Genomic DNA, 16,963 nt, shown 5'->3' with positions numbered 1-16,963 from the left:
ACCCATGGCCCTGCACCTCTCCGTCGTCATCCCCGTCTACAACGAGGAGTCCATCATCGCCCAGGCAGCCGAAGAGCTGCGTCAGGGGTTGGATGCTCGCGGGCTCGACTACGAAATCATCTTCGCGGAGAACGGCTCGCGGGACGCGACACCCCGGATCCTGGAGGAGCTCTGCGCGAAGAACCCGCGCCTGCGCTGGTTCCACTCGGAGACGCCCAACTACGGCGTGGCGCTCAAGGCCGGCATCCTCAAGGCCCGGGGCACCTATGTGGTCTGCGATGAAATCGACCTCTGCGACCTGACCTTCTACGACGCGGCGCTGCCCCGGCTGGAGCGCGGCGAGGCGGACATGGTCGTGGGCTCCAAGGCGGCCAAGGGCGCGAGCGACCAGCGCCCCCTCGTCCGCCGCGCGGCCACGCGGGTGCACAACAAGCTGCTGCGCGTGGCGCTGGGTTTCCAGGGCACGGACACGCACGGCCTGAAGGCGTTCCGCCGGGAAGCGCTGCTGCCCGTCATCCAGAAGTGCGTGGTGGACATGGATGTGTTCGCCAGCGAGTTCGTCATCCGCGCGTGGCGCGAGGGACTGAACGTCATGGAGATCCCCATCCAGCTCCATGAGAAGCGCCAGCCGTCCATCCACCTGTTCAAGCGCGTGCCCAACGTGCTCAAGAACGTGGGCAAGCTGTTCTACGTCATCCGCGTCCGCGGGACCTGAGCGGAGGGTTGCCCCATGACGGCAGCGCGCCTGGCGTCCATCTCCGTCGACCTGGATTCGCTGCCGCACTACTGCCGGATCCACGGGCTGCCCGAGTCGCTGCTCGATGAACGCGCGCGGACGCTGATCCACCGCGTGGCGGTGCCTCGCTTCCTGGAGTTGTTCGCGGCGGTGGGAGTGCCCGGGACGTTCTTCGTCATCGGCGAGGACCTGGAGTCGGACCCCGGCGCGGCGGACGGCATGCGGCGCTCCCACGCGGCGGGCGTGGAGATTGCGAGCCACAGCCACGCCCACGACTACGCGCTCACCCGGCGCGGGCCGGACGCCATCGCGGAGGACCTGTCGCGCGCGGACGCGGCCATCCAGAAGGCCGTGGGTGTGCGCCCTTCGGGTTTTCGCGCCCCGGGCTACACGCTGAACGCGGACCTGTACGCGGCCACCGTGGCGCAGGGCTACCGGTACGGTTCGTCCGCGTTTCCGGCGGCCCCGTACTACGCGGCGAAGGCGGCGGTGATGGGGGCGCTCGCGGCGCTGGGGCGGCCGTCACGCTCCGTGCTGGACACCCCTCGCGTGCTGCTGGCGCCGCGCGTGCCGTACCGGCCGGACCCCGCGCAGCCCTACCGGCGCGGCTCGGGGGCGGTGCTGGAGCTGCCCATGACGGTGACGCCCGTGGTGCGCTTCCCGTTCATCGGCACGTTCGCGACGACGCTGCCTCGCGGCACGATGCGCGCCGCGTACCGCACCTGCCGGGCGGATGCCTTCTTCAACTTCGAGCTACACGGTGTCGATGTGCTGGACGCCACGGACGGCATCCCGCCGGAGCTCGTGCGCCAGCAGCGCGACCTGCGCGTGAGCGCCGCGAAGAAGATGGAGCGGCTGCGCAGCATCTTCCAGTGGCTGAAGGACGACTTCGACGTCGTCACCCTGCGCGACGCGGCGGGGCAGCTGTCCGCGACGCTCTGAATCAGCGCGCGGCCTTCAGGGCCTTCCAGTCCGCTTCGGCCTGATCCGCGTAGGCCTGCGCGAAGGCGACCAGCCGCTTCGTGGCCTCCTTCGTGTCTCCGCCCACCCAGTCCTCCAGGCACTTCGCCTGTGCCCGCGTGTTGCCGTGGGCGCGGGCCAGCACGACGCCCGCCTGCTCGAAGGTCGAGCGCAGGGACTTCTTCTTCCCGAGCACGGCGTCGTCCAGCTTGTTCTTCTCCGGCTCCACCTCGCGCACGATGAACGCCCGGCCGCCCATGCTCACCGCGCCCGTGAGCGGGTTGATGGCGCCGCCCAGCTCCTCTTGTGCCTTCACCACGTCCGCGCCGTTCGCGGGCACTGGTGGTGACGCCACGCCGGACGCGAGCAGCTCCTTCAGCTCCAGCAGCACGGGGGGCGCCTTTGGATCCGCCGCGCCCACGAGCACGTAGTCGCGTTCCAGGCCATAGCTGCTGCCCCCCGCGTCCAGCCGCTCCGCCAGGTCCATCACCTTCAAGGGGACCGCCACGCCCTCCGTGCCGTCCAGGGTCTTCTCGTAGGACGCCAGCGCGGCCCGCACCGCCGCCTTCTTCTCCGAGTCCAGCGGCTTGAGCGTGTCCGACGTGAGGAAGCGCGGGCCCTTCGCGCCGTCGAGCTTCACGTACTTGGACAGCAGGTCCCTGGCGGACGTGTCGCGTGCCTTGTTGATGAGGTCCTTCACCGGGCCGGAGGCCTCCTTCTTGTCCAGGAACGCCCCAGGGTTCGCGTCGCCGTCCGCCAGCAGCTCCAGCGTCTCGAAGTAGTTCTTCGCGAGCGCCTCCACCGCCTTGGTCTGCTCGCTGGAGGACAGGCCCGCCTCGCGCGCGGTGAGCACTGCGCTGGTGGCCAGGCGTGTGAGGTCCGCTTCCGGCGACGCGGTGCCCGTCTGGTCGAAGTCGTTGAGCCCCCACACCGCCTTGCCGTCCGGCCCCCGGAACGTGCCCAGGTTCCCCACGTGCGCGTCGCCCACCACCCGGAGGTCCGGCGCGGGCCGGTCCGTCAGCCGTGCCTCTTGCGCGTACGGGCCCCGCAGGTCTGCGTGGAACAGGGCGGGCATGGCGCGGAACATGGCGGAGGGGCTCTGCCGCATCTGCGCCAGCTTCTCCTTCAGGCGCGCGGGCGGCAGGTCCAGCCGCGCGTTGAAGTCGTGCACGAAGGACACGGCCTGTGAAGGCTGCCGCTCCAGTCCAGATGCCCGGGCCCGTTTGGGCACAAGCGTGTTCACCGCCACGGTGTTGCCGGTCCGTGACGTGGTGGCCTGGGGCTGGAAGTCGCTGACGTCGGGGGCCAGCCGCCCCGCCGAGGCCCCGGAGGTGGCGAGCGTCAGCACCGTGGCGGCGACGGTGGAGCCCGAAACGGACGTCCGGGAGGGCTTGGAGGGGATGCGCATAGGGGACCTTCCGGCGGATTATCGTCAGAAGGGCACTGCGGGTTGTGGGCCCACTCCCGGCGTGCGGGCGGGGGTGCTAAGGAGCCAGCCCATGCTGGAGCGTTTCAGCGACAAGGTGAAGAAGGGCCTGCGCGGCTGGACCGAGCGCATGGCCGGCGAGCAGCAGTCCGACCAACTCCAGGCCCTGGCCCGGACGGAGAACGAGTACGGGGTGGATCCGTTCGGGTTCAACCTGGACTACAGCCTGGCCGCCATCGCCCCGTTCATGTGGCTCTACCGCCACTACTTCCGGGTGGAGGCCTACGGCGCGGACCGCATCCCCTCCGGGCGGGTGCTGTTGGTGTCCAACCACTCCGGCCAGCTGCCCCTGGACGGCGCGATGATTGGCATCGCCCTGATGGTGGAGGGCAACCCGCCGCGCGCCATCCGCAGCATGGTGGAGAAGTGGGTGCCGTCCCTGCCGTACGTCTCCACGTTCATGGCGCGCGTGGGCCAGATTGTCGGCACGCCGGAGAACTGCCGGCGGCTCCTGGAGGCGGAGGAGGCCATCCTCGTGTTCCCGGAGGGCACGCGCGGGCTCAACAAGCTGTGGCCCCAGCGCTACCAGCTCCAGGAGTTCGGCCTGGGCTTCATGCGCCTGGCGCTGGAGACGAACACGCCCATCGTGCCCATCGCCGTGGTGGGCGCGGAGGAGCAGGCGCCCGCGCTGATGAACCTGAAGCCGGTGGCGAAGCTCTTGGGCTTCCCGTCCTTCCCCATCACCCCCACGGGCACTCCCTTCCCTCTGCCCACGAAGTACCGCATCTACTTCGGCGACGCGCTCCACTTCACCGGCCGCGCGGACGACGAGGACAGCGAACTGGACAAGAAGGTGCGCACCGTGAAGGCCTCCATCCAGGCGATGCTCCACCAGGGTCTCAAGGAACGCCGGGGCGTGTTCTGGTGAGCGCCTCCACGGAAGAGAAGGACGCGGTCGTCGCGGACAAGCGCCCGGCCGTCGTCGTCACCGGCATCAGCGGCAACCTGGGCCGCACGCTGGCGAAGATGCTGCACAAGCGCGAGCGCATCATCGGCATCGACCGGCGGCCCTTCATCGGGAAGCCGAAGGACGTCGAGATGCACCAGCTGGACCTGCGCAAGAAGAAGGCGGAGGACGTCTTCCGCAAGAACGAGGTCCGCGCCGTCATCCACATGGGCATCATGCATGACCCGCGCATGAGCGAGGAGGAGCACCACTCGTTCAACGTCGTGGGGACCACGCGCCTCTTGGAGTACTGCGCGAAGTACGGCGTGAAGAAGGTGGTGGTGCTGTCCTCGGCGAACGTCTACGGCCCCAGCCCGGACAACTCCAACTTCCTCACGGAGGACGCGCCGCTGATGGCCGCGAGCCGCTTCTCCGGCGTGCGCGACCTCATCGAAGTGGACATGCTGGCGCACAGCTTCTTCTGGAAGCACCCCGACATCGAGACGGTCATCCTGCGGCCCGTCCACATCGTCGGGCCCACCATCAAGAACGCTCCGTCCAACTACCTGCGGCTGCGCCACCCGTGGACCATGGCGGGCTTCGACCCCATGGTGCAGCTCATCCACGTGGAAGACGTCGCCCGCGCCATGGTGGAGGCCCTGCGCCCGGAGCCCAAGGGCGTCTACAACGTCGTGGGCCCCGGCCAGGTGCCCCTGTCCGCCGTGCTTCGCGAACTGGGCCACACCGCGATCCCCGTGCCACACCCCGTGGCCCGGCCCCTGTTGGGCCTGATGTTCCGCTACCGGCTGGCCAACTTTCCGCCGCCGGAGCTGGACCACATCCAGTTCCTCTGCGCCGTGGACGGCAAGCGTTGGGTCCAGGACGTGGCTTGGAAGGCCCGGCACTCCATGCGCGACACCATCCGCTCCGTCATCGGGGAGTAGCGGGGCGCAGCGGCTTTTCGTGGGACCCCACGACAGTTCCCTGACACCCATGTCAGGGGGGACGTGGCGTGATGGCAGGGAGGGCCTGACAACACTGTCAGGCATGGGACGGTGGCGACGGGGAGTGAGAGCCGCCAAGTACCTGATTTCCCGTGGGAACTGGGGGTGGGGCAGGGGGCTGAGCGGTTGGCACTCGCATTGCTCTAGAGACCAGGCAACACGGCGGGGTCGCAGCGGGCCGGAAGTACCGCGCGACATCGTCACCCTGGTAGGGGGTTCCATTGGGGAACCCTCGACGCCCATCGTCTCGGCCGGCCCCGAGACGGTGGGCGACTTTTTTGCGGGCTACGGAGACGGCGCCGACGGTGCCTCCCGTGGCTCCAGCTCACCCGCGAAGGGACCGGACTGCTGCTTCTCCAGCAGCCAGACGCCGTCCCGGAAGATGAACTCCGAGGTGACGGTGTCGTTCTGCTCGGTGACGGAGGGCAGGCGCATCCACTGGATGCGGCTGTGGACAGTGGCGCGGCGGCCGTCCTCGGCGAGCTTCACGTCCTCGATTTCGTAGTCGGTGACGGTGAGGTCGCGGTCGTCGTGGAGCTCGCGGCGCTTGCTGTCGAAGTCCTTGCGCTCCTCGGGGACGAGGAAGGTGGACAGGGCGCGGTAGTTCCTCCAGCGCAGGTTCTTGTGGAAGCCCTCGACGACGGGCTTGAGCGCTTCCAGGTCCGACTTGGGAGGGGTGTGGGCACAGGCCCCACCGAGGACCAGGGCGACCATCAGGGCAGGCAGGCGGTTCATGCGCGCGACGCTACCAGCCGCTGGGCGGAACGGACGAGGGCAGTGGTATGGTCCGCGCTCCCCCGCTAAGCGCACCGGAGTCGCGACTCAACATGGCCAAGTCGATGGTGGAGCGTTACGAGCAGCTCCTCCGGCAGGACCCGACCTCTTCCGTCTTCGTGGAGCTGGCGAAGGCGTTGCTGGAGAAGGGAGACGCGCAGCGCACCATCGAGGTGTGTACGCAGGGCATCTCCCACCACCCCACGTCCACCGTGGGCCGGGTGCTGTGGGGCAAGGCGCTCATCCAGCTGGGGCGGCCCGCGGAGGCGATGGAGCAGTTCGACCAGGCCATCGCCATCGAGCGGGACAACCCGTACGCCTACAACCTCATTGGCGACGTGCTCCTGCAGCGCGGGCTGTACCGCTCCGCGCTGCCGATTCTGCGCAAGGCCGTGGCGCTGCAGCCCAACAACGGGCGCGTGAAGCAGTGGTTGGACCAGGCCCAGCAGGCGCTGTCCGGTGGACCGGCGCCCATCTTCGAGGACCTGGGCGTCCTGGCGACCCCCGCGGCCGCGCCGGAAGAGGATGCGCCGGAGCCGCCTGCTCCGGAAGCGGCCCCGTCCGCGTTCGAGGCGCGTGCCGCCGCGGCGGCGGGACTGGAGCCGCGCCGCGCTGCCCGGACGGAGACGCCGGCGGGTGGAACGGATGCGCAGGCGGCCTCCAGGGTCGCCTCCATCGAGGCGCATGGTGGGCCCACGGCTCCCGTCGGGACGCCGGTGCCGGAGGACGCGCGGGGCCCCGGTCCCGTGGCGGAGGGTGATCAGGAGCGCGGTGCTGATCCGGTGGATGCGGCTCGTGGTGGCCCGTCGGATCCGGGCCAGGAGCCGGGTTCGGGACGCGGGCGTGCGACGTCGGACGCCGGAGCGGATCCGGGCCAGGCGCCTGAGTCGGGGGACCTCGCGGATCCGGCGGGCGCCGCGCCTGCGGATCCGGATCAGGGCGCGGAGGATCCTTCCGCTCCCGTGCAGGTAGCGGATCCGGGGGCCTCCAACCGTGGGCGCAAGTCCGGGATGCTGGCGGATCTCCCGGATGCTCCTCCGGCGGATGAACCCTCCGCGTCGCAGGGCGGGGGATTGCTCGGGGACCTTCCGCCTCCGGAGGTGGTGCGGGCTCGCCCGGCCGCGCCGGTGACTCCGGCTCCGGTTGCTTCGGCTTCGGGTGGCAAGCGCTCGCTGCTGGACGACATCCCGGACGCGACGGAGCTGGCGGCGGCCGCGGCGCGCAACAAGGCGGCGGCGAACGCGAAGGACACGGAGGCACTCGCGGCGAAGTACGAGCGCGAGATGCACGAGAAGATCGCCAAGGAGCGGGCGAAGCAGTCCCTCCTCGAGCGCTATGGCGCGAAGACCGTGGCGCTCTTCGTGGCCCTCATCTTCCTGGGCGCGAGCGCGGGCTTCTTCATCCTCTACCGCTCCCGCCAGGGCGGCCAGACGCTGTCGGAGACGCTGGAGCTCGCGAAGCGCGCCGTCGCGCAGGACACCGGCGCGTCGCTGGATGAAGCGCTCCGCCAACTCGACCGCGCGCGCGACATGGACGAGGCGAGCCCCGCCGCCTGGGCGCTCGCGGGCTACGCGCACGCACTGCGCTACCTGGACCACGGCGCCAAGGCCGATGACCGCCGGCTCGCGCTGGAGGCCCTGGAGAAGCCGGGCGTGAAGGACGGCTTCAACGGTCTGGTGCTGGCCACCAACGCGCTCGTCGCCGACGACCGGGCCCGCGAGTCCGCGAACCGCGCGCTGCTCGCCTCGCAGGACGACGTGACGGAGGTGCACGCGCTCGCGGGCAGCCTGCTCATCGCCGCCAAGGAGGAGAAGAAGGCCCTGGACCGCTTCGACCGCGCGCTCAAGGCGTCGCCGGGCAACGTCCGCGCGCTGGTGGCGCTGGGCAACTACTACCTCGCCTCCGAGGACTTCGCGCAGGCGCTGGAGATGTTCAAGCGCGCGCGCGACGTCTCCAAGGAGCACGCCGCCGCCCGCATCGGGATGGCGGAGAGCCGGCTCGCACTGGAGCAGGACCTGGACGCGGCGCTGGCGGACGTGGCGCCGCTCGCGCAGGACGCGAAGGTGCCCCCTGCGCTCCAGCCCCGTCAGCAGCTGGTGCACGGCGAAATCCTGTCCGCGCTGGGCAAGTACGATGAGGCGCACACCCTGCTCTCCAAGGGCACGCAGGGGCCGCTGGCCATGGACTTCCAGCTGGCGCTCGGGGCCGCGGGCCGCGCGGCGGGCAAGCTGGAGGCCGCGCAGCAGGCCTATGAAGCCGCGCTGAAGCTGCAGCCCAAGAGCGAGGCCGCGAAGGAGGGCCTGGGGCGCACGCTGCTGGACCGCGACCGCGAGAAAGAGGCCCTGCAGCGGCTGGAGGCCGACGGGGGCCGCAAGGTGTCGCTGGTGCGGGGCGCGGCGTACGCGCGGCTCGGGGACTGGAAGCGCGCCCGCGCGGAGCTGGGCAAGACGCGCGTGAACGACCGCTATCCGCCGGAGGCCGTCGCGTGGCTCGCGCTGGCGGACGCGCACGAGGGCAACGGCGCCCAGGCGCGCGACGTGCTGGAGAAGGCGCTGGCCAAGAAGCCGCGCACGGACCTGCGCGTGGCGCTGGGACAGGTGTACTGGCGCGAGCGCGCGCTCGACAAGGCGCAGACCCAGTTCGACGAGGCGATGAAGGACCCGCGCGACTACGAGGGCGCGTGCTCGCTGGGGCGGCTGCTCCTGTCGCGCCGGCTGCCGGACATGGCGCTCAAACCGCTGACGCAGGCGGTGGAGCGCAACGGCGCGCACGGCGAGGCCCGCGACGCCCTGGGCCGCACGCTCCTGGCGCTGGGCCGCACGCCGGAGGCGCTGAAGCAGTTCGAGGCGTGGCAGCTGGACAACCCGGGCAGCGCGGCCGCGCAGAAGGGCTTCGCGCTGGCGCTGTACCAGTCCGGCCGCCGCAAGGAGGCGGAAGGGGCGTCCGGCCGGGCCGTGAAGCTGGCGCCGGACGACGCGGAGGGGCAGCGGCTGCGCGCGGCGCTCCTGTTCGCCAACGGCGACGCGAAGGGCGGCTTCTCCGCGCTGGAGCGCGCCAACAAGCTGGACTCCAAGGACCCGGACACCTTCTGCGAAATCGCCCAGGCGTTCCTGCGCCAGGGGCAGGTGGAGAGCGCGGACGCGGCCTTCGCGGCGGCGCGGCGTGAAGGGCCGGACGCGACGTGCGGCCGCGTGGGCGAGCTGTACACGCAGCTGCCGGGCGGTGGCCGTGGCGCGGCGCGCACGCTGCAGGACCTGGCCGACAAGGCGCCCACCGTCTGGGACAAGGCCTTCGCCCAGGTGACGCTGGCGCGGGTGCTGCTGGGCGCCGGGGCCGTGAAGGAGGCCCGCACGGCGGCGGACGAGGCCGTGAAGCTGGCCCCCTACAACGGGCGTGCGTACCTGGCCCTGGGCCTGGTGGCCTTCAAGCAGCGTCAGGAGGCCCCCGCGCGCGAGGCGCTGGCCAAGGCCGTGGAGCTGGAGCCCACGGACGGCCTGGCGCACCTGGCGCTGGCGGACGTGCTGGTGCGCGAGACGGCGGAGCTGCCCCGGGCGGTGGAGGCCTACGAGTCATTCCTGAAGCTCGCGGGGGGCTCATCGGAGGCGAACCGGGTGAAGAAGGCCCTTCCGCTCCTCAAGCGCCGGGCGTCGCGCTAGCGTGGTCGACGTGAGCGACCCGCGGCCCCCGTCCTCCCCCCTGCTGAAGGTCATGTGGGGCAATGCCTTCCTGCTGTCGGTGCTCTACCTGCTGACGGGCATCGTCGTGGAGACCATCCGGCGGCGGTACCACTCGCCCTTCTTCGATCGCCTCTCCATGGCGCTCGACTCGTTGCCGGCGCGGGCGCTGGAGCTGGTGCGCGCCATGGAGCCGCTGCGCGAGGCGTACTTCAGCGGCCGCATCACCGACCTGGGCGTGCGCGTCGTCTTCGGCCTCGTCACCGTGGCGGTCATCTTCGTGCTCGCGCTGGTGGTGGGCGCCATCATGGCCGTGCTGCGGTGGGCGCTGCTGCGCGCCACCCGCGGCGGTGAAGGCCCCCCGCCAGGCAACGGCTAGCGGCGCGACTTCGCCTTGCGGATGCGCGGGGCCACGGGCGCCGCCTGCGGCTCATGGCCCGCCGCGCGCGCCATCAGGCAGATGTCCACCACCTTGGGGCCGAAGCGCTCCCAGCGGCTCTCCCCGGTGCCCTTCACCGCGAGGAAGGACTCCCGGTCCACCGGCAGCGCGGCGGCCAGCCCCAACAGCGTCGCGTCGTTGAAGATGATGAAGGGCGCGACGCCCAGGTCCTTCGCCAGATCCTTGCGCCAGCGGCGCAGCTCCATGGACGCCAGCTCGCTGTACACCATCACCGGCGCCCCGGACGCGGCCGGCATGGAGCGCGAGGCGGAACCGGACGGCTTGGGCATCATGCTGCCCGCGCACCGGTCGCACTTGCCACACACCGCCGCCGCGTCCGCCTGCCCGAAGTAGCGCAGGATGAACGCGCGCCGGCACTTCGGCGTGTACGCGTAGTCCGCCATCCGCTTGAGCATCAGCCGGTTGAGCCGCTCCTGCTCGCGCACCCGGGAGAGGTCCACCGAAAGTTCGCGGAACGGGACGCGCTCCAGCGCGCGGATGGATCGCCCCGCGAACGGCCGGCGCACCCGCACCACGCCCGACTTCTCCAGGAGGCCCAGCGCGTGCCGGACGTCGTCCTCCGTCAGCCCCGTGCGCCGCGCGAGGATGGGCAACTCCGTGGTCGCCTGCCGCCCCACGGGGAAGGTCTCGAGCAGTGAGCGCAGGAGCCGCTGGGACTCCGCCGCGTGCGGCTGCGCGCTGGCGGCCTTGTCCGTCAGCGTGATGCCGTACTCGCCTTCACCTCGGCCGCCACGCTCCAGCTTGCCTTCGCGTTCGAAAATCTTGAGGGCGGCGGAGACCTCGAACTCGCTGGCGCCCACCATGCCCGCGAGCGCGTGCACGCCCCGGTCGAACTCCTCCACGGCCTGCAGCTGCGCCCAGATGTCCGACAGCACGGACTCGGATGGGTGGCTGCCCTCGATGAGGCGCTCCTGCGTGTACACGTCCGCGTGGTTGAACAGGAGCACCGCCGTGGCGGGGTTGCCGTCGCGGCCCGCGCGGCCAATCTCCTGGTAGTACGCCTCCACCGCGCGGGGGATGTTGGCGTGCGCGACAAAGCGGATGTCCGGCTTGTCGATGCCCATGCCAAAGGCGTTGGTGGCCACCGCCACCGCCTCCTTCGCGGACATGAAGTCATCCTGCGCGCGGCGGCGGGCGTCGTCTTCCATGCCCGCGTGGTACAGCACCGCCTTCACCTTGCGCGTGACGAGCGCGGAGTGCATCCCTTCCGCCGCCTTGCGCGTGGAGCAGTAGATGATGCCGCTGCCGCCGCCCTTCGCCGCCAGGCTCGCGCACGCGTCCCGGCGCTCCTCGTCCCCGCTGACGTTCACCACGTCCAGGAAGAGGTTGGGCCGGTCGAACCCCTGGGCGAACACCGCCGGGTCCTTCATCAGGAGCACGCGGACGATGTCCTCGCGCACCTCCGGCGTCGCCGTGGCGGTGAGCGCCACCGTGCGCGGAGGCCGCAGCCGCTTGCGCACCTGTCCCAGCAGCGCGTAGTCCGGCCGGAAGTCGTGGCCCCACTGGGAGATGCAGTGCGCCTCGTCCACGGCCAACAGCTCCACGCCCAGTCCGGACACCAGCTCCAGGAAGCTTGCGCTGCGGAAGCGCTCCGGCGCCACGTAGAGCAGCTTGTACTCGCGGGCGCGCAGCTTGCGCAGGCGCTCCGCCCGCTCCACGTCCGACAGGGACGAGTTGATGTACGTGGCCGCGATGCCCTTCGCGGTGAGCTGCTCCACCTGGTCCTTCATCAGCGCGATGAGCGGCGACACCACCAGCGTGATGCCCGGCAACAGCATCGCCGGCAGCTGGTAGCAGAGCGACTTGCCCGCGCCCGTGGGCATCACCACCACGGTGTTGCGGCCGCTGAGGACGGAGCTGATGACGGGCGCCTGGCCGGGGCGGAACTCCGGCAGGCCGAAGTGCCGGACCAGTCCCTGCTGGGCATCTTCAAGGAAGGGCAGGGACTCCGTCATCGCGCGCATGTTCATCATCCTGGATGGGCCGTCAACGCCAATCCCCTCGTGGATACCGGTGTCCCCGCGTCACAGCTCGAGCCCCGGAGGAAGGGGAACCGCCAGCGCGGCCCGTTTCAACGCCACCTCGCGCCGCAGCGCCTCCGTCCGCTCCGGGTCCAGGCGGCCGTCCACGAGGACGTCTCCCTCGCGCGCACCCGGTGGCAGCCGCCAGCGCTCCACCGTGCACGCCTGCCCGCCGCCGGTCCGCACCACCTGGGCCCGCGTCTCCTCCAGCACCTCAACACGCACGGGGCTTGTCCCCAGCCCCAGCAGCACGCCAGCCCCCATCACCAGCTCCCGCCCGAGACGCACTTGCGCCGCCCCTCCCGCTCGCTGTCCGGCAGGATGCCCCGCTCCAACATGGACACGAACGCACCGTCCCCCACGACGACGTGGTCCAACAGCTTCACCCCCAGGAGGCCCGCCCCCCGCGCCAGGTGCTCGGTGAGCCCCACGTCCTGGACGCTGGGCTCCGGGTCTCCGGAAGGGTGGTTGTGCGCGAACACGATGGCCGTGGCCCGCGAGGAGAGCACCGCCGCGAAGACCTCCCGCGGGTCCACCGGGCACGCGCTCAGCGTCCCTTCCGCCACCCGCGCGTCATGCACCAGCACGTTGCGCGGGTTGAAGCACAGCACGTGGAACACCTCGCGCCGGAGCGCGCCCAGCGTGGGCGCCAGATACGCGTGTACCTCCTTCGGATTGCGCAGCCGGGGCCGCTTCTCCGAAGAGCGCTGCGCGCGCCTTCCCAGCTCCAGCGCCGCCAACAGCCGGGACGTGCGGGCCGGCCCCACGCCCCGCCGCGCGCACAAGACGCGCGGATCCTCCTGCACCAACGCCTTGAGCCCGTCCCTCGCCACGCCGTCCGCCGCGTCCCCCAGCCCCTCCGTCCACAGGAGCCCCAACAACTCCAGGTCGGTGAGGGCCTCCGCGCCCAGGCGGAAGAGGCGCTCGCGCGCATCCCCCCGTCCCGCGCCTCGCGCCCTCACCGACCTGCCACCCGTGGCTTCCCCTTCGCCCGGCTCCGCCCACGCCTCTCCACCCTGTTCCATCCCGCCTCCGTCCACGCGACGGCGGGCTTGAGCAAGGCATGTGCCCTTCAGGCGCTACTCCTGGACGCCAGGGCAGGGCCCGTCCAGCAACGCGTGAAGAGGCCCCGTGGCGGGACGGACAGCGATGCTCCACTCGCACTCCTGGCGTGCGAGGAGCCAAGAAGCGCAGGGGCCGCTGGCTAGAAGCGGGAGATGGCGAAGAAGCCCTTGATCTTGTCGTTCGTCTCGCGGAGCCGCTCGCTCAGCGTGCGGACGAACGTCCAGAGAAGGACGTAGGCCAGGTCCTTGTCCGTGAACATCAGCTGGTCCAGCTTCGCGCGCTCGATGACCCACACCGTACAGGAGGTGTGGGCGATGGCGTCCGCCGAGCGGGGCGAATCCTCGATGACCGCCATCTCCCCGAAATACTGACCGGGTTCGAGGATGGCGAGCGCCTCCTCCCCGATGCCCGGCACGGATTTGGAAATGCGCACCTTGCCGTCGGCGAGGATGAACATGTCCTGGCCGGTGTCACCTTCGCGGAATAGGAAGTCTCCGGCCGGGTGCGACCGGGATTGGGCAATCCGGGCGACCTTGGCGAGCTGGCCCTGGGTCAATCCCTCGAAGAGCGCAACCTTCTTGAGGACAGCGGCATCCATGGGGTCCAGGTTCGTATCATGGCCAGGAAGGCGGCGTCTGTTACCGTCCGGGCCCGTCAACGTATGAGCGCAGGAGGCGCCGTGTCGCAGGACAAGATCCAGAAGGTCACCATCATCGGCTCGGGACCGGCGGGCTACACCGCCGCCATCTACGCGGCGCGCGCCAACCTGGAGCCCGTGGTGTTCGCCGGCGGCCCCACCCTGGAGCACCCGCAGCGCGTCCCGGGCGGCCAGCTCATGGTCACCACCGACGTGGAGAACTACCCCGGCTTCCCGGAGGCCATCACCGGTCCGGAGCTGATGGAGCGCTTCCAGAAGCAGGCGGAGCGCTTCGGCACCGTCATCCACATGGAGAACGTCACCAAGGTGGACTTCTCCAAGCGGCCCTTCCTGCTGGAGAGCGAGAGCGGCATCCAGGTGCGCTCGGAGACGGTCATCATCTCCACGGGCGCCACGGCCAAGTGGCTGGGCGTCAAGGGCGAGGACACCTACAAGAACCGCGGCGTGTCCGCGTGCGCCACCTGTGACGGCGCCTTCTTCAAGAAGCAGGACGTGCTGGTGGTGGGCGGCGGCGACACGGCCATGGAAGAGGCCACGTACCTGGCGAAGATCGTCAACCACGTCACGCTCATCCACCGCCGCGACTCGCTGCGCGCGTCCAAGGTGATGCAGGAGCGCGCGCTCAACAACCCGAAGATCTCCTTCATGTGGGACTCCGCCGTGGAAGAGGTGGTGGGCGACGGGAAGGGGATGACGGGCGCAGTGGTGCGCAACGTCAAGACGGGCGACAGCAAGTTGGTGAACGCGCACGGCCTGTTCGTGGCCATTGGCCACACGCCGAACACGGAGCTGTTCCAGGGCATCCTGGAGACGCACCAGAGCGGCTACCTGAAGACGATTCCGGGCAGCACGCGCACCAACGTCGAGGGTGTCTTCGCCTGCGGCGACGTGCAGGACAGCTACTACCGCCAGGCCATCACCGCGGCGGGCACGGGCTGCATGGCCGCCATCGACGCGGAGCGCTGGCTCATCGAGCACGGCGAGTAGTCCCTCCTCCTTTCCGTCCCAAGCGAGACGACACGCGCATGAAGACGAAGCAGAAGACAGTGGCGGTGCACGCGGGCTCCCGGCTCACCGGGAGCAAGGCCGTGCCCGTCATGCCGCCCATCTTCCCGGCGGCGGTGAACTGGTTCGACAGCAGCGACGACCTGTCCGACGCGCTGGACGGAAAGGACTACGCCTACGCCCGCATCAGCGCGCCCAACGCCGCGCTGCTGGAGGAGGCGGTGGCGGCGCTGGAGGGAGCGGAGGCCTGCGTCGCCTACGCCAGCGGCATGGCCGCGCTGCGCTCGCTGTTCGACGCGCAGCCGTGGAAGGCCGGGGACGTGCTGGTGATGCCCACGGACGGCTACGGCGTCACGCGGGCGCTCTACAAGAACCTGTGCGCCCGCTGGGGCTTGGAGCTGCGCCCTCTGGACCAGACGTCCCCGGACGCGCCCGCGCGCATCCGCGAGTGGCGCCCGCGCCTGGTGCTGGCGGAGAGCATCTCCAACCCGCTCCTGCGCGTGCCGGACATCCGCGCGCTCGCGCAGGCCTGCAAGGACGCGGGCTCGGTGTTCGCGGTGGACGCGACGTTCCCGTCGCCCTTCGGCCAGCGTGCGCTGGAGCTGGGCGCGGACTATGCGGTGCAGTCCACCAGCAAGTGGCTCAACGGCCACAGCGACGCGCTGGGCGGCACGGTGAGCGGTTCCAAGGCGCGCATCGATCCGTTGCGCTCGGCGCGCATCCTGTCCGGTGACGTGCTGGGCCCCTTCGAGGCGTGGCTCACGCTGCGCGGCCTGCGCACGCTGCCCGTCCGCATGAAGGCCCACAACGAGCACGCCGCCCACGTGGCGAAGCGGCTTTCGGATTCGCCGCTGCTGGAGCGGGTCATCTACCCGGGCCTCTCCTCCCACCCGGACCACGCGGTGGCGGCGCGGGTGCTGGAGGGCGGCTTCGGGCCCATGGTTGCGTTCGAAATCAAGGGCGCGGGGCAGAAGGAAGGGGACCGGTTCCTGGAGGCGCTTCGCGTGGCGAAGCCCGGTCCGTCGCTGGGTGACGTGGGCACGCTGGTGATGCACGCGGCCAGCGCCAGTGCGCGCCGGATGACACCCGAGGAGCGCGCCCAGGCGGGCATCCGCGACAGCCTCATCCGCGTGTCCGTGGGGTTGGAGGATCCGGACGACGTGGCGGACGACCTGCTCGCCGCGGTGGCGAAGGGGGCCGGCCGGTGAAGATGGTCGACGTTGGCGACAAGCCGAAGACGGACCGCGTGGCGGTGGCCACCGCGCGCCTGCGCATGCTGCCCGCGACGCGTGAGCGCATCCTCGCGGGGCAGGTGGAGAAGGGGGACGTGCTCGCGGCGGCGCGGCTCGCCGGCATCATGGCCGCCAAGCGCACCCCGGACTTCGTGCCCTTGTGCCATCCCATCGCGCTCGCGGGCGTGGATGTGACGCTCACGCCCGTGGACGAAGGACTGGAGGTCCGCGTGCGGGTGAAGACGGTGGACCGCACGGGCGTGGAGATGGAGGCGCTCACGGCCGCGTGCGCGGCGGCGCTCACCGTCTATGACATGTGCAAGAGCGTGGACCGGGGCATGGTCATCGAAGCGGTGCAGCTGGACCACAAGTCCGGCGGACGCTCCGGCACCTGGGAGCGCGAATCGGGTTAGCGCTTCGCTTCCGCGCGCAGCCGCTCCAGGAAGAAGGCCACCACCACCAGCGAGTGCGTGATGTGGCCTTCCAAGATGAGCCGGGGCAGGTCCGCGCGCGGATGCAGCTCCACGGCGATGTCCTCTCCTTCATCCAGGTCCCCGTCGCTCACGCGCTCGCAGTCCAGCGCCAGGTACGTGTGGCAGCGGTTGGTCTGGAAGGCCGGGTTGGGGTGCACGACGCCCAGCGCCTCCAGCCGGCCGGCGCGGTAGCCCGTCTCCTCCTCCAGCTCACGCGCGGCGGCCGTGGCCGGGTCCTCGCCCGGGTCGATGACGCCGCCGGGCGCCTCCAGCGTCGCCGCCTCAATGCCGCAGCGGAACTGGCGCACCATCACCAGCTCGTCCTGCTTCGTCACCGCGATGACGTTCACCCAGTCCGCGCAGTCCATGTGTACGCGGGGGTGCTCCAGGTTCGTGCGTGGATCCATCACCACGTCCTCGCGCACCTTCACCACCGTGAAGTCGTGCTCCAACCCCCGGCGCAGCCGCGGCCAGGGCTTCACTTGGGACTTGGGCGACTCAGGCGCGGACGACATTCGACGGATTCCCT

The 16,963-nt window shown here is 70.8% G+C and carries 16 protein-coding genes; 9 read left to right on the top strand and 7 right to left on the bottom strand.

Annotated elements, in window-relative coordinates; translation table 11 throughout:
* Window positions 1-4 precede the first annotated feature (4 nt).
* Both D7X30_RS22145 and D7X30_RS22140 read left to right on the top strand, forming a co-directional pair.
* Entirely contained in the window at window positions 5-715 is a 711-nt protein-coding gene (locus tag D7X30_RS22145; protein ID WP_120564929.1) for a glycosyltransferase family 2 protein, read from the top strand.
* Between the two features lie 15 nt (window positions 716-730).
* Window positions 731-1,678: a polysaccharide deacetylase family protein gene (locus D7X30_RS22140; RefSeq protein ID WP_120564928.1), complete on the top strand. Its 948-nt coding sequence runs from the start codon at window positions 731-733 to the stop codon at window positions 1,676-1,678.
* Window position 1,679: 1 nt separating this feature from the next.
* Here the strand turns inward: D7X30_RS22140 and D7X30_RS22135 are convergent, their stop codons facing one another.
* Window positions 1,680-3,104, bottom strand: a complete 1,425-nt coding sequence (locus D7X30_RS22135; protein ID WP_120564927.1) for a DUF2252 family protein — start codon at window positions 3,102-3,104, stop codon at window positions 1,680-1,682.
* Between the two features lie 91 nt (window positions 3,105-3,195).
* Between D7X30_RS22135 and D7X30_RS22130 the strand changes: the two genes are divergently transcribed.
* Window positions 3,196-4,050, top strand: coding sequence for a lysophospholipid acyltransferase family protein (locus D7X30_RS22130; protein ID WP_120564926.1), 855 nt, complete (start codon window positions 3,196-3,198; stop codon window positions 4,048-4,050).
* Window positions 4,047-5,012 carry an SDR family oxidoreductase gene (locus D7X30_RS22125; RefSeq protein ID WP_120564925.1) on the top strand — a complete coding sequence of 322 codons (966 nt, stop codon included), beginning with the start codon at window positions 4,047-4,049 and terminating at the stop codon, window positions 5,010-5,012. Before D7X30_RS22130 ends, D7X30_RS22125 begins: the two co-directional genes overlap by 4 nt.
* A gap of 345 nt (window positions 5,013-5,357) precedes the next feature.
* On the opposite strand, the gene D7X30_RS22120 is transcribed toward D7X30_RS22125, so the two are convergent.
* Window positions 5,358-5,807, bottom strand: coding sequence for a hypothetical protein (locus D7X30_RS22120; RefSeq protein WP_120564924.1), 450 nt, complete (start codon window positions 5,805-5,807; stop codon window positions 5,358-5,360).
* A gap of 92 nt (window positions 5,808-5,899) precedes the next feature.
* Here D7X30_RS22120 and D7X30_RS22115 point away from each other — a divergent pair, with 92 nt between their 5' ends.
* Window positions 5,900-9,502: a tetratricopeptide repeat protein gene (locus D7X30_RS22115; RefSeq protein WP_120564923.1), complete on the top strand. Its 3,603-nt coding sequence runs from the start codon at window positions 5,900-5,902 to the stop codon at window positions 9,500-9,502.
* A gap of 52 nt (window positions 9,503-9,554) precedes the next feature.
* On the top strand, window positions 9,555-9,899 hold the full coding sequence (locus tag D7X30_RS22110) for a hypothetical protein (RefSeq protein ID WP_120565008.1): 345 nt from the start codon (window positions 9,555-9,557) through the stop codon (window positions 9,897-9,899).
* Here the strand turns inward: D7X30_RS22110 and D7X30_RS22105 are convergent.
* The 4 genes from D7X30_RS22105 to D7X30_RS22090 all read right to left on the bottom strand — a co-directional run bounded on the left by D7X30_RS22105 (window position 9,896) and on the right by D7X30_RS22090 (window position 13,664).
* Entirely contained in the window at window positions 9,896-11,953 is a 2,058-nt protein-coding gene (locus D7X30_RS22105; protein ID WP_120564922.1) for an ATP-dependent DNA helicase RecQ, read from the bottom strand. The two genes, D7X30_RS22110 and D7X30_RS22105, sit on opposite strands and share 4 nt — an antisense overlap.
* A 51-nt stretch (window positions 11,954-12,004) precedes the next feature.
* A complete protein-coding gene (locus D7X30_RS22100) occupies window positions 12,005-12,265 on the bottom strand; it encodes a DUF3006 domain-containing protein (protein ID WP_120565007.1) in 261 nt (86 codons plus the stop codon).
* Window positions 12,265-13,026: a DNA repair protein RadC gene (gene radC, locus D7X30_RS22095; protein ID WP_120564921.1), complete on the bottom strand. Its 762-nt coding sequence runs from the start codon at window positions 13,024-13,026 to the stop codon at window positions 12,265-12,267. The genes D7X30_RS22100 and radC overlap by 1 nt, the downstream gene beginning before the upstream one ends.
* A gap of 179 nt (window positions 13,027-13,205) precedes the next feature.
* Window positions 13,206-13,664 carry a cyclic nucleotide-binding domain-containing protein gene (locus D7X30_RS22090; protein WP_120564920.1) on the bottom strand — a complete coding sequence of 153 codons (459 nt, stop codon included), beginning with the start codon at window positions 13,662-13,664 and terminating at the stop codon, window positions 13,206-13,208.
* An 81-nt stretch (window positions 13,665-13,745) separates the two neighbouring features.
* On the opposite strand from D7X30_RS22090, the gene trxB reads away from it, so the two are divergent.
* Genes trxB through moaC form a run of 3 tightly spaced genes read left to right on the top strand, consistent with a single transcriptional unit; the run spans window position 13,746 to window position 16,374 of the window.
* Window positions 13,746-14,711, top strand: coding sequence for a thioredoxin-disulfide reductase (gene trxB / locus D7X30_RS22085; protein ID WP_120565006.1), 966 nt, complete (start codon window positions 13,746-13,748; stop codon window positions 14,709-14,711).
* Window positions 14,712-14,749: 38 nt separating this feature from the next.
* Complete coding sequence (locus tag D7X30_RS22080; RefSeq protein WP_120564919.1) at window positions 14,750-15,937, top strand: PLP-dependent aspartate aminotransferase family protein; 1,188 nt, start codon at window positions 14,750-14,752, stop codon at window positions 15,935-15,937.
* Window positions 15,934-16,374 carry a cyclic pyranopterin monophosphate synthase MoaC gene (gene moaC, locus D7X30_RS22075; protein WP_120564918.1) on the top strand — a complete coding sequence of 147 codons (441 nt, stop codon included), beginning with the start codon at window positions 15,934-15,936 and terminating at the stop codon, window positions 16,372-16,374. Before D7X30_RS22080 ends, moaC begins: the two co-directional genes overlap by 4 nt.
* On the opposite strand, the gene D7X30_RS22070 is transcribed toward moaC, so the two are convergent.
* Complete coding sequence (locus D7X30_RS22070) at window positions 16,371-16,949, bottom strand: NUDIX hydrolase (RefSeq protein ID WP_120564917.1); 579 nt, start codon at window positions 16,947-16,949, stop codon at window positions 16,371-16,373. The genes moaC and D7X30_RS22070 overlap by 4 nt on opposite strands.
* Window positions 16,950-16,963: the final 14 nt, after the last annotated feature.

Source organism: Corallococcus sp. AB011P (assembly GCF_003611605.1).
In the GTDB taxonomy this organism is placed as follows: Bacteria; Myxococcota; Myxococcia; order Myxococcales; family Myxococcaceae; genus Corallococcus; species Corallococcus coralloides.
The sequence above is the reverse complement of the archived record's forward strand: the minus strand, read 5'-3'. Positions and strand labels throughout refer to the sequence as shown.

Coding starts and splice junctions, on each gene's coding strand:
- D7X30_RS22145 (WP_120564929.1), top strand. CDS start 5: ATGGCCCTGCACCTCTCCGTCGTCATCCCCGTCTACAACGAGGAGTCC.
- D7X30_RS22140 (WP_120564928.1), top strand. CDS start 731: ATGACGGCAGCGCGCCTGGCGTCCATCTCCGTCGACCTGGATTCGCTG.
- D7X30_RS22135 (WP_120564927.1), bottom strand. CDS start 3,104: ATGCGCATCCCCTCCAAGCCCTCCCGGACGTCCGTTTCGGGCTCCACC.
- D7X30_RS22130 (WP_120564926.1), top strand. CDS start 3,196: ATGCTGGAGCGTTTCAGCGACAAGGTGAAGAAGGGCCTGCGCGGCTGG.
- D7X30_RS22120 (WP_120564924.1), bottom strand. CDS start 5,807: ATGAACCGCCTGCCTGCCCTGATGGTCGCCCTGGTCCTCGGTGGGGCC.
- D7X30_RS22115 (WP_120564923.1), top strand. CDS start 5,900: ATGGCCAAGTCGATGGTGGAGCGTTACGAGCAGCTCCTCCGGCAGGAC.
- D7X30_RS22110 (WP_120565008.1), top strand. CDS start 9,555: ATGTGGGGCAATGCCTTCCTGCTGTCGGTGCTCTACCTGCTGACGGGC.
- D7X30_RS22105 (WP_120564922.1), bottom strand. CDS start 11,953: ATGATGAACATGCGCGCGATGACGGAGTCCCTGCCCTTCCTTGAAGAT.
- D7X30_RS22100 (WP_120565007.1), bottom strand. CDS start 12,265: ATGGGGGCTGGCGTGCTGCTGGGGCTGGGGACAAGCCCCGTGCGTGTT.
- radC (WP_120564921.1), bottom strand. CDS start 13,026: ATGGAACAGGGTGGAGAGGCGTGGGCGGAGCCGGGCGAAGGGGAAGCC.
- D7X30_RS22090 (WP_120564920.1), bottom strand. CDS start 13,664: ATGGATGCCGCTGTCCTCAAGAAGGTTGCGCTCTTCGAGGGATTGACC.
- D7X30_RS22080 (WP_120564919.1), top strand. CDS start 14,750: ATGAAGACGAAGCAGAAGACAGTGGCGGTGCACGCGGGCTCCCGGCTC.
- D7X30_RS22070 (WP_120564917.1), bottom strand. CDS start 16,949: ATGTCGTCCGCGCCTGAGTCGCCCAAGTCCCAAGTGAAGCCCTGGCCG.